Genomic DNA, 12,497 nt, shown 5'->3' with positions numbered 1-12,497 from the left:
GCAGGCAAGACCGCGGGCCGGAGAAGAGCAGGCCCGACTTCATCTCAGATGCAGAGGCCGAGCAGCTTGACGTGGCAGCTGGCGACTTTGGGTTTGCTGGCAGGAGTGACCTCGCGTTTCACGGCGACCAGCGGCTCGCTGTCCTTCTTGCCTTTGCCCTTGCCCGGCTTCGGCTCGTAATCGCCGGCGATCACCATGGCCCAATAGGTCCGCTTGCCGCTGGCATTCTTCGCGCTCGCGATCCCGACGCGGGAGGCGTTGTGCAGCAGCAGGTTCTTGCGGTGCCCGGACGAGTCGATCCACTGTCCCAGTGTCTTTTCGAAGTTGTCGTAGCCGTAGGCGATATTCTCGGCGGCGCGGCCTGCGCCTGATGGCGCGACGCGCTTGTTGAACGGGCCGAGCGCGTCGTGGCTGAGATCATCTTTGGCCGCCATCGCTCGGGCCTGATCCATCGCGATGCGGTCGAGGGTGGCGTCGCGCACGACGCGGCCCTCACCATGCTTGAGCCGGAAGCCGGAGATCTGCTCGGCTGGGGACTCCCCGCCCATCACAGGTGCGGCCGTCAGCAGCACCAGACCCGCGATCAGCAGAGCCGCGCGGCGCCTCATGATCCCCCAGCTCGTCATCGGTCCCCAAATAAGTGCGATTCCCGCCTTCTCCACCGGCATTGTGGACGCTTCAAGGCGAAGCGCCCTTCATAGTCTAACTGGTGGGCAGGTCCGCTTCGAAGTTGAAGCGGTCGCGCAGGTTCTTGCGCTGCTCCAGGATGTCCTTGAGGAACGCGCGGTCCTGGTCATTCTTCATCATCGGCTCTATGAGGTCGAGCTGGTTCATGGCGACCAGTTGCAGGATCTCGGTGCGCGGCCTGCCACTGGTGTCGCGCGGCAGCGCGTGGACGACCTGGATGTGTTCCGGCGGCTTCGGGCCCTTGGCGGCGGCGAGCTCATTGCGAAGCTGGCCTTCGAGCGCCTGCTGATCCGCTTCCACGAACGCGTAGAGTCCGACGCCCGAGCGGCGATCAGCAAAGGCCACAATGGCAGTGTCGCGCACGGCAGGGTTGTTGCGGATCAGCGCGGCCAGCATGGGCGCGTCGTTGACGAGACGGCGGCCGCCACCCTCGCGGTCGGTGAAATTGAACAGACCGCGGGTGATTGCGCGATAGACCTTCTTGCCGGTGACAAGCCACAGGCTTGCAGCGAAGGATTTCCTCGCCAGGATCTTTCGCTCGCGCGGAGTCAGCGCCTCGGGCGCATAGGAGCGCTTGTGTTTGAGCAGATGGCGGAGGTCTTCGTAGGCGAGGATGCGATAAAGCCGGCCACGCCGGGCGAAGCACGCCGCAAGCTGGAAATCGGTCACATAGGCGCGGCCATCGCGGCCGACCAGCCAGTTCTGTTCCTTGGCGAGATCGTTGTGGCAAATGCCGGCGCGGCGCAGCCGGCGCAGCGCGGCTTTGGCCGAGCGGAAATAGGCGAGGTTGCCATGCGGCTTTGCCAGATGCAGGGCAACACCGTCGACGAAGCCGCGCACCAGCGCCCGATGTCCGGCCCAGAGCAGCTCGGGGCCGACATTGAGACCCTTTGCCAGGGCGAGCGCGTGCTTCTCGCGTGCGAACAGATGGCGCGCCAGCAGGAACGACCACCACGGGACCTCGTCCAACCGGCGCAGCACGGCGTCGATCTCGCCGGTCTCGACAAGGAAGCGGCCGCGCTCGACGGTCGAGAACACGTCGCGCTTGAGCAGCACGCCCTCGGTCCAGCGCGCCGAAAGCATCGCGGCGTCGTCTTTCGGGAGACTCATCGATATCTCACGCGGCTGCGGCGATGCGCAGATGATCGACGATCCAGCGATCGAGATCGGCCAGCGCCAACGTACTCATCGCCTGCTTCTTGGCCACTGTCTTCTCGTTGCCGCGCAGGCGCGTGCCGTCGGGCTTCTTCGTCGGCGGGCTTGCAAGCGGCGGGAACAGGCCGAAATTGATGTTCATTGGCTGGAACGAGCGCGTGCCCGGTTCAATCGTCTCGATATGGCCGCCGGTGATGTGACCGAGGAGAGATCCGAGCGCCGTGGTAGCCGGCGGGCTTGCAAGCCGCTCGCCGCGCGCATCGGCCGCGGCATAGAGGCCGGCGATCAGGCCGACGCTGGCGGATTCCACATAACCTTCGCAGCCCGTCATCTGACCGGCAAAGCGCAGCCGCGGCTGCGCGCGCAGGCGCAGTTGGTTGTCGAGCAGTTTTGGCGAGTTGAGGAAGGTGTTGCGATGCAGGCCGCCGAGACGAGCGAATTCGGCTCTCTCCAGTCCGGGAATGGTGCGGAAGATCCGCTGTTGCTCCCCGTATTTGAGCTTCGTCTGGAAGCCGACGATGTTGTAGAGCGTGCCGAGCTTGTTGTCCTGGCGGAGCTGCACGATCGCGTAGGCTTTCGTGGTCGGATCGTGCGGATTGGTAAGGCCGACCGGCTTCATCGGGCCGTGGCGCAGCGTCTCGAGACCGCGCTCGGCCATTACCTCGATCGGCAGGCAGCCGTCGAAATAAGGCGTGTTGGTTTCCCACTCCTTGAACTCGGTCTTCTCGCCGGCAATCAGCGCGGCGACGAAGCCGTCATACTGCTCCTTGGTCATGGGGCAGTTGATGTAGTCGGCGCCGTTGCCGCCGGGGCCGACCTTGTCATAACGAGACTGGAACCAGGCCACCGACATGTCGATGGACTCACGGTGCACGATCGGCGCAATGGCGTCGAAGAAGGCAAGCGCGTTCTCGTCGGTGAGCGCGCGGATGGCGTCGGCCAGCGGGGCAGAGGTGAGGGGACCGGTCGCAACGATGACGTTGCTCCAGTCCGCCGGCGGCAGGCCTGTGATCTCGCCGCGGGCGATCTCGATCAAGGGATGGTCGTTCAGCGCCTTGGTGACGGTCGCCGAGAAGCCGTCGCGGTCAACCGCGAGGGCGCCGCCTGCGGGCACTTGGTTGGCATCGGCGGCGCGCATGATCAGCGAGTCGAGGCGGCGCATCTCGGCGTGGAGCAGGCCGACGGCGTTATTGGCGGCGTCATCAGAGCGGAACGAATTCGAGCAGACGAGCTCGGCGAGCCCGTCGGTGCGATGCGCCTCGGTCATGCGGTCCGGCCGCATCTCGTGCAGCACCACGGGCACGCCTGATTTGGCCACCTGCCAGGCGGCTTCCGAGCCGGCAAGGCCGGCACCGATGACGTGCACGGGAGTGGGTAAGGGTCCTGTCATGGGGCGGACAGGTAGCGCTTTTCAGCGGTCAGTGGAATCGCCGAGATCGAGTTTTTTGCCATCAGAAACGACAACGCCCGCACGAGGCGGGCGCTATCGGTTGGTCCGGTGGAGAGCTGAAGGATTTCAGCCCTGATAATGACCGGCGGCAACGCGCGGGATGTCCGAGCGATCAAGACCGATGTCGGCAAGTTCGCGGTCGCTGAGCTGGGACAACTCGGCAACATTGCGCTGATAGTCCCGGAAGGCCTGGATCATGCGGATGAGCGAGAGCAGCATTGGTAGTCTCCTGTAGTTTGATTCAGCCCTTGCTTCGGGCCTCATCGTTGAAATGAATATAAGTGAGGGTGGTGCACTGCGATAGTTCCAATGTTGCGATGCAGCTAAGCGAACAGCGCATAGCGACGCTAGGAAATGATTAACCGATTGGCGCTCCCGCCCCGCAGTCAGGCAAAGAGGGACGTTAGGTGCATCAAACACCCGTGAAATCACGGGCTTACGAGGGATCTTTGCGAATCCACGCACCTTAAAAATAGGTGACATCCCCGTGAGCGGAAAGCCTTTGCATCACCTCAATGAGCCCAAGTCGGGCATGCGCGATTCGCATGCGCTGCAGGTCAATAAAAGTGAATATTAATTCATATTATTGCCCACAGGCGCCGTCGATCTTGGCTGAGGGATGGGGACAGAGAGGAATACGGGCTCAAGGAGATCGCGAGCACCTGGACCGGTCTTTTCTGAAGATATCGGGAGATACTTGCCTCATGACGCGTTGCACACACGTTGAACGTGTGGGCTTAGATTGCAGAGTTGTAATGAAAATCAGAAATCCCGCATGCGGCTCTGCGTGGCGCCGTCACGCCGGCTCAGGCCACAAAACATGCCATGGGCGACTGCAGCGCGGGCAATCTGGAGAACACAGGGACCGCGATCGAGGCGATGCCCGACGGCGACGGGGCATGCACCTGAACAAGACGATGCACGCCACTATGGGCAAGTAACCAGGTCGGTAAACGCAATCCAAAAGGGGGCCAGTCGCCGGGCGACCGGCCCTACTTCTTTGTTTGTCTTTGAAGGTCTTATGGAGCGTGCGCGAGTTGGGTGGCGAAATAGGCCACGGTCTTGGAATAGACCTCGCTCTTGTTCCACTGCTGCAGGACCGCGAAGTTCGGGCTGCCCGGCTGCCAGTCCTTGCCCTTCTGCCAGCCATAGCCGGCGAGATAGTTGGCAGTGGAGGCGAGCACGTCGGGAGCGCTGTGCAGCAGGTCGCGCTTGCCGTTGCCGTCGAAATCGACGGCGTATTTCATCCAGGATGACGGCATGAATTGGGTCTGGCCGAGTTCGCCCGCCCAGGCGCCTTTCATCTCGGCGGGCGTAAGATCGCCGCGCTGGACGATGCGCAGCGCGTCCATCAGTTCACCACGAAACTGCTCGGCGCGCCGGCAATCATAGGCCAGTGTCGCAAGCGAGCGGATCGTCGCGAACTTGCCGGTGTTCACGCCGAAATCGGTTTCGAGGCCCCAGATCGCAACCAGGATCTCGCCAGGCACTCCATAAGCCTGCTCAATGCGCGACAGCACTGATCCGTATTGTTTCATCATGTTGGAGCCGCGCTTCATCCGCGGCGGCACCATGCGGCCGGAAAATTCTTCAAAGGTCTGGTTGAAGACCTTTTGCGATTTGTCACGGTTGAGCACGCTCTGGTCCAAGGTGACGCCGGCAAGGCCGGCGGTAATCGCCTGTTGCGAGATGCCCTTTGCCGCGGCCTCGGTTTTGAAGTCGGCGAGCCAAGCGTCGAAATTGCCCGAGCCGCAAGCGGCTGCAGCCAGTGTGGGCTCGACGGATACGATGGAGGCTGAGAGGGCAAGGGCTGCGAGAGCGAGACGAGAAATCGTCAGGGTCATCAGAGGTAATTGATTCCGTGAAGTGACCGGCGGCGAAATGTCTAATGTAACAGCGGCCAAAGCAAGGCGTATGACAGCGGCCGATCCCGCCGGGGGCTGGACGGGATCGGCCGTAAGATTCGTCAGGTCGCCGCTCTATTCCCTATTCCGCCACGGGAACAAGTTGGCGGGGAAATCCGCCGCCGGCTTGCGGGGACGCTGAGGCGGAGGCGGCACCGGCCGCGCGCCGGGCTCCGAGACGATGGCCTTACGATACAGGTGCCAAGTGGCGTGGCCGAGCAGGGGGATGACGACTGCGAGTCCGAGGAAGGCAGGAATGGTGCCGAGCGCCAGCAGCACCGCGACGATCAGGCCCCAGGCCGCCATCGGCACCGGGTTTTTGGCGACGACGCGAAGTGAGGTGACCATCGCCTCCAGCGCGCCGGCATGGCGGTCGAGCATCAGCGGGAACGATACGGCGCTGATGCAGAGCGCAGCGAGCGCGAATAGAAAGCCCGTGCCGCAACCGACCACGATCAGCCACCAGCCCTGCGATGTCGTCAGAACGCGCGTCACGAAATCCGAGATTCCGGTCACGCCCTCGTAGCCGAATGCCGCCACATAGATCGCCTGCGCGGTCGCGACCCAGGTTACGAACAATGCAAGCAGTAGCGTGCCGAGGCCGAGCATGGCACCAAAGGAGGGTGAGCGCAGCACGTCCATGGCATCCCAGGCGCTGGCCTCTTCGTGGCGCTCGCGACGGCTTGAGAGCTCATAGAGGCCGAGCGCTGCGAACGGGCCGATCAGGGCGAAGCCCGCGGCGAGCGGAAACAGCAGCGGGAGCACCGAATAGCCCATCACCACGCGGGCGAGCACGAGGCCGAGCACCGGATAGATCACGCAGAGAATGATGGCGTGGCTCGGAACCGCCTTGAAGTCTTCCCAGCCCCGCTTGAGCGCGTCATGCAGGTCGGAGAGTTGGATGGTTCGGATCACCGGTCCAGCCGCGTTTGCGGTCTGGCCCATCGTGGGGACATTGCCCTGATAGAGTGTGGCCATGGTCGGCTTGCTCCCTTGCCATGCGGCCGAACTCGGCGCCGACAACGGCGCAAGCGGCCGCTTTTCTGAGTTATGCGAGTGCCAACCAGACGCGAATTCCGGACGGCATCGCGAGCTGAAGGTCAAGCGTACGCCTATTTCCGAGTCCTGTCCCTCACGCTTGGGTGAGATTCGATGCCGCAGTGCAACCTCGATGACGTCATCCGGTCGTCATTTCGCCGCAGATAAGCTCATGCTGTGAGTGGGTCGCGCGAGCAGCGCGGGCGCAATGCAGAAACTTCATCTATAATGGCCCGCTCAGGGCCTTCCAACGGGATCCTATTCGGGGAGCAGACATGAGCATTTTCGGGAAAATCATGGGCGCGATCTTCGGCGGCCATCCGGGTTCCGCTGCGCCCGCCGGCGGCGCGCCAGCGGGCAGCGCGCCTGCAGGGAGCGCGCCGAGCGGATCGGCGCCCGCGTCTGCGCCGGCCGCCGCGCCTGCGGCAACGGTGGACGTCGCCGCAATCGTCGACAAGGCGGCCGCCGCGCACAAGGGCGAGAAGCTGGAATGGCGCACCTCGATCGTCGACCTCATGAAGGCGCTCGACGTCGATTCGAGCCTCGCAGCGCGCAAGGATCTGGCCAAGGAGCTCGGCTACACCGGCGACATGAACGATTCTGCCAGCATGAACGTCTGGCTGCACAAGCAGGTGATGTCCAAGCTCGCCGCAAATGGTGGCAAGCTGCCGCCGGAAATCAAGCACTGATCCACAACGCGGTCGATGCGAGAGGGCCCGCGATGTCGCGGGCCCATTTGCGTTTCAGGGCATGAGATCCGCATGCTCCGGATGCCTGTCGAGGTAGTCGACGACAAAACCGCAGCCCGCGATCACTTTCCTGCCGTCGCGGCGGATGATCTCGAGCGCGCCCTTGATCAACTCGGACGCAATGCCGCGGCCGCGCAGCGCGCGCGGCGTCTCGGTGTGAGTGATGATGATGGCCGATGGTGTCAGCAGGTAATTGGCGAAGGCCACCTCACCGCCGACATCGAGTTCGAAGCGGCTCCTGTCCTTGTTGTCGCGTACCGATGCCGCCATGCCTGATCCTTCCGAAGCCTTGCTTATTGCTGATCTAGGCGCCTGAACCCGCGCTTGCCAAGGCGCGACCAAGGGAGGTTGTCGCGGGGGAGATATCTGCAAAATGCGTATCCTGTTCAGTCTCGGGGTCTTGCTCCCCGTGTTCGCCGCGACAGCGCCGGCCCCGGCCGCAGCCGAGGGCGGTCCGGCCTGGCAAGCGTGCGTGGGGCCAACCAGCACGCCGGATGAGCGGGTGAAGGCCTGCTCGATCGTGATCGACACCAAGAGCGAGACCGGCCGGAGGCTCGCGGGCGCCTATTGCAACCGCGGTCATGGCTTCACCGAGAAGCGCGAGTTCGATGCGGCGCTGTCCGACCTCGACGAGGCGGTCAAGCTCGACCCGACCTACGCCTGCGCCTTCAACAATCGCGGCCGCGTCTACAGCTTCATGCGCGACTATGATCGCGCCATTGCCGAGTACGACCAGGCCATCAAGCTCGATCCGTCGCTGGCGATGGCCTATAGAATCGCGGCGAGTCTCGCTACAACAAGGGCGATCTCGATGGCGCCATCGCCGATTTCGATACGACGATCAAGCGCGATCCCAGCTATGCCGCCGCCTACGCCAATCGCGGCTACGTCTATGCCCGCAAGCACGATACGGTGCATGCGTTGGCCGACTACACGATGCGGATCAAGCTTGCGCCCGATGTGCTCGCCTATATCGATCGTGGCAACGTCTATCGTGACAGCGAGCAACTCGACCGCGCTGCCTCCGATTATGGTGAGGCGATCCGCGTTGCGCCGTCAGATGCGCGCGGCTGGCGCAATCGCGGCATGATCCGGCTTTACCTCGGCGACAACAAAGGCGGCCTTGCCGACTACGACAAGGCGCTCCAATACGATCCCGCCGATGGGTTCTCCTGGAACAATCGCGGCCAGGCCAAGATGCGGCTCGGCGATACGAAGGGCGCGATCGCCGATTTCCGGAAGGCGCTGGAATTGAAGCCCGGTCTTCAGACGGCGCAGGAGGCGCTGAGGAAGCTCGGGGCGTTGTAACCTCAGCGCGGGATGAACAGCGCGGCGATAACGAATAATTCCCGGTATTGCTCTTGCAAGTTCCGCGGCGGTTCCCACGTCCCTCACAGGACATACGCCCGAATGCGGCCGGCAGGGTCGTTGGACATTCGGAGTGTCATGATCGCCAGCCGCTGACGTATGCCTCTTTTGTAGGAGGATACGATGTCGGATTTTGGTTTCTTGAATACTCATCGCAAATGGGAAGACTGGTGCGGGATGATCCTCGGCGCGCTGATCGTCGTGTCGCCATGGTTTCCCATCCGCGAGCCGACGCCCATCGTCGGAAATGAGACGACGATCCTGAATGCGATCGCAGTCGGCCTGGTCGTCTTTGGAGTCAGCCAGCTCGAATATGTCGCACTGCAACGTTGGCAAGAGTTCGCGACGATCCTGGTCGGATTCTGGCTCATCGCCTCGCCTTATGCTCTCGGCTACTCCGATGCAGGCTTTCTCCGCATCTACCACACAAGTCTCGGCGGAGTGGTCGTGCTGCTCGGAATCCTCCAGCTGTGGCAGGACTGGGATCTGAGTGACCAGGACTTGCTGAGGCACGGCCAATAGGCCGCGGATGTCGGCAGGCCCGCCGCGTCATCGGCGGGCCTGAACTCGCTCATCTCTTCACCAGGTCCTGATAGTCCGGATGCTTCTCGATCCATGCCTTTACGAACGGGCATTGCGGGATCAGCTTCAGGCCGCGGGCGCGGACCTGGTCGAGGGCGCCTTGCACCAGCTTCGAGCCGACGCCTTTGCCGCCCAGTTCCTTCGGCACGTCGGTATGCTCGAAAGTAATGACATTGCCATCGAGCTTGTAATGCTCAGTCGTGAGATGGCCATCCACCTCGAGCTCGTAGCGGTGATGGGCCTTGTTGTCGATGATTTCGCTCATGACGTCTCCGGTCAGCTTTTCAGCGAGTCCGTCAGCATCTTGCGGACCGACCAGGCTTCGCCGTCGGAGGAGCCCTTGATGTCGTCGATCTTCCAGCCGCCAGCCTCGCGCACGAAGTCGTAATGCACGATCTGGTCGGCGGGTTTGCGCTCGTTGCGATGGCCCGTGATGGTTACCGCCAAGGTGGCCTTGTCGGCCTCCATCGTCTCCGCGTCAACCTTGAACGACTTCACGTCGGGTTCCTGCGCATTGGTGACGGGGTCGAAATCGATCGGCCCGACATCGCCCTTCGGCGTATGCGCATCCGCCCTGGCCCACAGCGCAACCAGCGCCCTGGAGAGATATTTTGCTTTTGCGGCTTTGTTCTCGGTGACAAAGGCCGCGCCGCCGTCGCCCTTGCCTTTGGCGGCGCGGGTGTAAATCGCGGTCAGGATCGTGATGGGATCGTTACCGGCGAGCGCTTGGGCGAAGGCGGGCGTGGTGGCGACGAAGAGAGAGGCGGCAATGAGGCTGCGGCGGGTGAGCATGGATTGTCCCTGAGATGATGGCACACGACGGGGCCGGAATGGCCGATGTCTGCGCGGTACCTCAGTAGACCGGCGTAACGGCAGTTCGGTTCAATCGGCCGCCTTGGCGAGCCGCGAATCTTCCGGCTGTTGTTTCAGCCGGAGACAGCCCTGACAGATGACGAGCGACCGATTGACCCTGGCGTCCTGCTCGGCCTCGATGCCGTCCTGGGCCTGCCACCACTCCTTCGAATAGGGTTGCAGCCCGGTCTGAGCCCGGGTGCGCTCCGATCTGATGGCCGTGCGTGTTGCCTGCGACGGCTGGGCGGCGCGCGGCCGGTTGGGATCCTCGCCGCCGGCGCCATCCCAGGCGTAGTGCGCGGGCTTAAAGGCTGGATCGGGAGCAAGATGCGCCTGCGGGGCGATGGCACATCCACCGAGCGCCAGCGACAATAGGAAGACGGCAGGCGCTTTGACCATGATGCGGTACTCTGTACGCGAGAACTGATGAAGGTTGCGCCGATCATGTTTAAATTTCCCTGAACGGTTGGATCGGCGCCGGCGACAAACGCGCATGCGCTATCTCATCTTCCCGCTCGCCCTGTTCGCCGTCGCTGCCGCGCGCGCCGACGATGCAAAACCGTTCAATCCTGCCGACTATCCGACAGGCGTGCAGAAAGCGCTGCGCTACGCCAATGAAGAGTGCCGGAGCGAGGGCGGCGGCGAGGTCGCGTTCGCACCGGACACGGTGCGAAGGATCGACCTGACCGGCGATGGCCGCGACGATTACATCGTCGCTTTCCGCGACACCAAATGCGCCGAGCGCGAGGGCTCCTTTTGCGGAACCGGCGGTTGCGTCATGACTATTCTGGTGACGCTGCCGGATGGCCGAACGCGTGAGGTGTTTGACGGCTATGTCCGCAGCTACACCATCCTGGCTCCGCCGATGAAACACGGCGCGGCGCGCACCGTCCGTTTCGATCTGCACGGCAGCTTCTGCGGCGGCTTTGGCGCGCAGGCCTGCGTCAAGGAGAAGGCGATCACTGCAACGCCGTTCGAATTCAGGAAACCGTAGGGCAGGGGTGCGGATCGCGGCCTTGCAGGGGCGCGTTCGATGGCGATAAATGGGCTGCAATGAGCGGGCGGCTTGCGTGCCGTCCGCCGCCGAAGAGGAAGCCCGATGCAGCCGCTCCGTATGTCCCGCCGCGTCATGAATCTCGCTTACATGCTGACCCAGAATGCGCGGCGGCATGGAACGCGCCCCGGCTTCGTCTGGGGAGACAAATCCTGGACCTGGCGCGAGATCGATGCGCAGGTCTCGGCGCTCGCCGCAGCACTTGCCGCGCGCGGCATCGTCAAGGGCGATCGTATCCTGGTTCATTCCAAGAATGGCGACGAGATGTTTGTCTCGATGTTCGCCGCGTTCCGGCTCGGCGCGGTCTGGGTGCCGACCAATTTCCGCTTGATGTCCGATGAGGTCGCCTATCTCGCCCAGGCTTCGGGTGCGAAGGCGTTTCTGTGCCATGTCGATTTTCCTGAGCACGCGGCGGCCGTGAATGGCGGCACCTTGGAGTTCACCTGGAGCATCGACGGCAAGGGCACGTTTGGCGAGCGCTCGGTCGCCGATGCGATCGCCTCGCAGCCAGGGCAGGTGGTCGAGAACGTCGCGGTTGAGCACGACGATCCCTGCTGGTTCTTCTTCACTTCCGGCACCACGGGCCGTTCGAAGGCGGCGGTACTGACTCATGGGCAAATGGGCTTTGTCGTCACCAACCATCTCGCCGACCTCACGCCCGGGGTGACGGAAGCCGATGCCTCGCTGGTGGTGGCGCCGCTGTCGCACGGCGCCGGCGTGCATCAGCTGGTGCAGACCGCGCGCGGCGTCTGCACCGTGCTGCTGCCAACCGAGCGATTCGACATCGACGAAGCGTTCCGGCTGATCGAAACGCATCGGGTCAGTAATCTTTTCACTGTGCCGACGATTTTGAAGATGATGGTCGAGCACCCCGCGGCTGACAAATATGATCATTCCTCGCTGCGTCACGTCATCTATGCTGGCGCGCCGATGTATCGCGAGGATCAGAAGGCCGCGCTGAGGAAGCTCGGCAAGGTCATCGTGCAATATTTCGGGCTGGGCGAGGTCACCGGCAACATCACCGTATTGCCGGCGGCGCTGCACGATCCCGAGGACGGGCCGCATGCGAAGATCGGCACCTGTGGCTTCGAGCGCACCGGCATGCAGGTCTCGATCCAGGACGACGAGGGGCGCGAGCTCGGGGCGAACCAGAGCGGCGAGATCTGCGTGATCGGGCCCGCGGTGCTCGCCGGTTATTATGACAACCCCGAGGCCAACGCGAAGGCATTCCGCAACGGCTGGTTCCGCACCGGCGACCTCGGCCATATGGACGAGGAGGGGTTCGTCTACATCACGGGTCGGGCTTCCGACATGTACATCTCCGGTGGCTCCAATATCTATCCGCGCGAGATCGAGGAGAAGATCTTGACCCATCCTGCGGTCGGCGAGGTCGCGGTGCTCGGCGTGCCTGATGCGACCTGGGGCGAGGTCGGCGTCGCCGTCTGCGTCCCCCGCGAGGGCGCCAAGCCCGTCAGCGAGGCGGAAATGGCGGCATTTCTGTCGCCGAAGGTGCCGCGCTACAAGATGCCGAAGCGGTTCTTCTTCTGGGAGTCGTTGCCGAAATCCGGCTACGGCAAGGTGCCGAAGCGCATGGTGCGCGACGAGCTCGAGGCGCGCGGTCTGCTCGCTCTCGACAGGACCAAGTCGGGCTGAGTGCG

General features: G+C 63.4%; 15 protein-coding genes and 2 pseudogenes. 7 read left to right on the top strand and 10 right to left on the bottom strand.

Features of this window, described 5'->3' with window-relative positions:
• Positions 1–44: 44 nt before the first annotated feature.
• The 6 genes from XH88_RS38390 to XH88_RS38365 form a co-directional block, all read right to left on the bottom strand.
• On the bottom strand, positions 45–608 hold the full coding sequence (locus XH88_RS38390) for a CAP domain-containing protein (RefSeq protein ID WP_271673346.1): 564 nt from the start codon (positions 606–608) through the stop codon (positions 45–47).
• A 94-nt stretch (positions 609–702) separates the two neighbouring features.
• Complete coding sequence (locus XH88_RS38385; protein ID WP_271673345.1) at positions 703–1,797, bottom strand: serine/threonine protein kinase; 1,095 nt, start codon at positions 1,795–1,797, stop codon at positions 703–705.
• A 7-nt stretch (positions 1,798–1,804) separates the two neighbouring features.
• Positions 1,805–3,232, bottom strand: coding sequence for a methylenetetrahydrofolate--tRNA-(uracil(54)-C(5))-methyltransferase (FADH(2)-oxidizing) TrmFO (gene trmFO / locus XH88_RS38380; protein WP_271673344.1), 1,428 nt, complete (start codon positions 3,230–3,232; stop codon positions 1,805–1,807).
• A gap of 126 nt (positions 3,233–3,358) precedes the next feature.
• Positions 3,359–3,511, bottom strand: a complete 153-nt coding sequence (locus XH88_RS38375; RefSeq protein ID WP_194461963.1) for a DUF1127 domain-containing protein — start codon at positions 3,509–3,511, stop codon at positions 3,359–3,361.
• Positions 3,512–4,311: 800 nt separating this feature from the next.
• Entirely contained in the window at positions 4,312–5,136 is an 825-nt protein-coding gene (locus tag XH88_RS38370; RefSeq protein WP_271673343.1) for a lytic murein transglycosylase, read from the bottom strand.
• A 135-nt stretch (positions 5,137–5,271) separates the two neighbouring features.
• Positions 5,272–6,174 (bottom strand): DUF2189 domain-containing protein, encoded by a 903-nt coding sequence (locus XH88_RS38365; RefSeq protein WP_271673342.1) that lies wholly within the window; start codon positions 6,172–6,174, stop codon positions 5,272–5,274.
• 335 nt (positions 6,175–6,509) lie between these two features.
• On the opposite strand from XH88_RS38365, the gene XH88_RS38360 reads away from it, so the two are divergent.
• Positions 6,510–6,923 (top strand): DUF3597 domain-containing protein, encoded by a 414-nt coding sequence (locus XH88_RS38360; protein ID WP_271673341.1) that lies wholly within the window; start codon positions 6,510–6,512, stop codon positions 6,921–6,923.
• Positions 6,924–6,977: 54 nt separating this feature from the next.
• On the opposite strand, the gene XH88_RS38355 is transcribed toward XH88_RS38360, so the two are convergent.
• Positions 6,978–7,253: a GNAT family N-acetyltransferase gene (locus XH88_RS38355; RefSeq protein ID WP_271673340.1), complete on the bottom strand. Its 276-nt coding sequence runs from the start codon at positions 7,251–7,253 to the stop codon at positions 6,978–6,980.
• Between the two features lie 103 nt (positions 7,254–7,356).
• Between XH88_RS38355 and XH88_RS39375 the strand changes: the two are divergent.
• The 4 genes and pseudogenes from XH88_RS39375 to XH88_RS38340 all read left to right on the top strand — a co-directional run.
• Positions 7,357–7,698 (top strand): annotated as a pseudogene (locus tag XH88_RS39375) (tetratricopeptide repeat protein); the annotation flags it as partial.
• A 104-nt stretch (positions 7,699–7,802) separates the two neighbouring features.
• Positions 7,803–7,856 (top strand): annotated as a pseudogene (locus XH88_RS38350) (hypothetical protein); the annotation flags it as partial.
• 48 nt (positions 7,857–7,904) lie between these two features.
• Entirely contained in the window at positions 7,905–8,291 is a 387-nt protein-coding gene (locus XH88_RS38345; protein WP_271673339.1) for a tetratricopeptide repeat protein, read from the top strand.
• Between the two features lie 183 nt (positions 8,292–8,474).
• Positions 8,475–8,873, top strand: a complete 399-nt coding sequence (locus tag XH88_RS38340) for an SPW repeat protein (RefSeq protein ID WP_271673338.1) — start codon at positions 8,475–8,477, stop codon at positions 8,871–8,873.
• Positions 8,874–8,922: 49 nt separating this feature from the next.
• On the opposite strand, the gene XH88_RS38335 is transcribed toward XH88_RS38340, so the two are convergent.
• From XH88_RS38335 to XH88_RS38325, 3 genes are all read right to left on the bottom strand, one after another.
• The gene (locus XH88_RS38335) at positions 8,923–9,198 is read right to left on the bottom strand and encodes a GNAT family N-acetyltransferase (RefSeq protein ID WP_271673337.1); all 276 of its coding nucleotides are present in this window, start codon (positions 9,196–9,198) and stop codon (positions 8,923–8,925) included.
• Positions 9,199–9,209: 11 nt separating this feature from the next.
• On the bottom strand, positions 9,210–9,725 hold the full coding sequence (locus XH88_RS38330; protein WP_271673336.1) for a DUF3828 domain-containing protein: 516 nt from the start codon (positions 9,723–9,725) through the stop codon (positions 9,210–9,212).
• 90 nt (positions 9,726–9,815) lie between these two features.
• Positions 9,816–10,280: a hypothetical protein gene (locus XH88_RS38325; protein WP_271673335.1), complete on the bottom strand. Its 465-nt coding sequence runs from the start codon at positions 10,278–10,280 to the stop codon at positions 9,816–9,818.
• Between XH88_RS38325 and XH88_RS38320 the strand changes: the two genes are divergently transcribed.
• Positions 10,279–10,779: a hypothetical protein gene (locus tag XH88_RS38320; protein WP_271673334.1), complete on the top strand. Its 501-nt coding sequence runs from the start codon at positions 10,279–10,281 to the stop codon at positions 10,777–10,779. The genes XH88_RS38325 and XH88_RS38320 overlap by 2 nt on opposite strands.
• A 105-nt stretch (positions 10,780–10,884) precedes the next feature.
• The gene (locus tag XH88_RS38315; protein ID WP_271673333.1) at positions 10,885–12,492 is read left to right on the top strand and encodes an acyl-CoA synthetase; all 1,608 of its coding nucleotides are present in this window, start codon (positions 10,885–10,887) and stop codon (positions 12,490–12,492) included.
• The last annotated feature ends 5 nt before the right edge of the window (positions 12,493–12,497 follow it).

This window comes from Bradyrhizobium sp. CCBAU 51627, from assembly GCF_028128765.1.
Classification (GTDB): domain Bacteria; phylum Pseudomonadota; class Alphaproteobacteria; order Rhizobiales; family Xanthobacteraceae; genus Bradyrhizobium.
The sequence above is the reverse complement of the archived record's forward strand: the minus strand, read 5'-3'. Positions and strand labels throughout refer to the sequence as shown.

What these genes read in the sequence shown, in the direction of transcription:
- XH88_RS38375 (WP_194461963.1), bottom strand. Translation starts at nt 3,511, where the DNA reads ATGCTGCTCTCGCTCATCCGCATGATCCAGGCCTTCCGGGACTATCAG.
- XH88_RS38315 (WP_271673333.1), top strand. Translation starts at nt 10,885, where the DNA reads ATGCAGCCGCTCCGTATGTCCCGCCGCGTCATGAATCTCGCTTACATG.
- XH88_RS38370 (WP_271673343.1), bottom strand. Translation starts at nt 5,136, where the DNA reads ATGACCCTGACGATTTCTCGTCTCGCTCTCGCAGCCCTTGCCCTCTCA.
- XH88_RS38355 (WP_271673340.1), bottom strand. Translation starts at nt 7,253, where the DNA reads ATGGCGGCATCGGTACGCGACAACAAGGACAGGAGCCGCTTCGAACTC.
- XH88_RS38385 (WP_271673345.1), bottom strand. Translation starts at nt 1,797, where the DNA reads ATGAGTCTCCCGAAAGACGACGCCGCGATGCTTTCGGCGCGCTGGACC.
- XH88_RS38340 (WP_271673338.1), top strand. Translation starts at nt 8,475, where the DNA reads ATGTCGGATTTTGGTTTCTTGAATACTCATCGCAAATGGGAAGACTGG.
- XH88_RS38325 (WP_271673335.1), bottom strand. Translation starts at nt 10,280, where the DNA reads ATGCGCGTTTGTCGCCGGCGCCGATCCAACCGTTCAGGGAAATTTAAA.
- trmFO (WP_271673344.1), bottom strand. Translation starts at nt 3,232, where the DNA reads ATGACAGGACCCTTACCCACTCCCGTGCACGTCATCGGTGCCGGCCTT.
- XH88_RS38360 (WP_271673341.1), top strand. Translation starts at nt 6,510, where the DNA reads ATGAGCATTTTCGGGAAAATCATGGGCGCGATCTTCGGCGGCCATCCG.
- XH88_RS38330 (WP_271673336.1), bottom strand. Translation starts at nt 9,725, where the DNA reads ATGCTCACCCGCCGCAGCCTCATTGCCGCCTCTCTCTTCGTCGCCACC.
- XH88_RS38335 (WP_271673337.1), bottom strand. Translation starts at nt 9,198, where the DNA reads ATGAGCGAAATCATCGACAACAAGGCCCATCACCGCTACGAGCTCGAG.
- XH88_RS38365 (WP_271673342.1), bottom strand. Translation starts at nt 6,174, where the DNA reads ATGGCCACACTCTATCAGGGCAATGTCCCCACGATGGGCCAGACCGCA.
- XH88_RS38320 (WP_271673334.1), top strand. Translation starts at nt 10,279, where the DNA reads ATGCGCTATCTCATCTTCCCGCTCGCCCTGTTCGCCGTCGCTGCCGCG.
- XH88_RS38390 (WP_271673346.1), bottom strand. Translation starts at nt 608, where the DNA reads ATGAGGCGCCGCGCGGCTCTGCTGATCGCGGGTCTGGTGCTGCTGACG.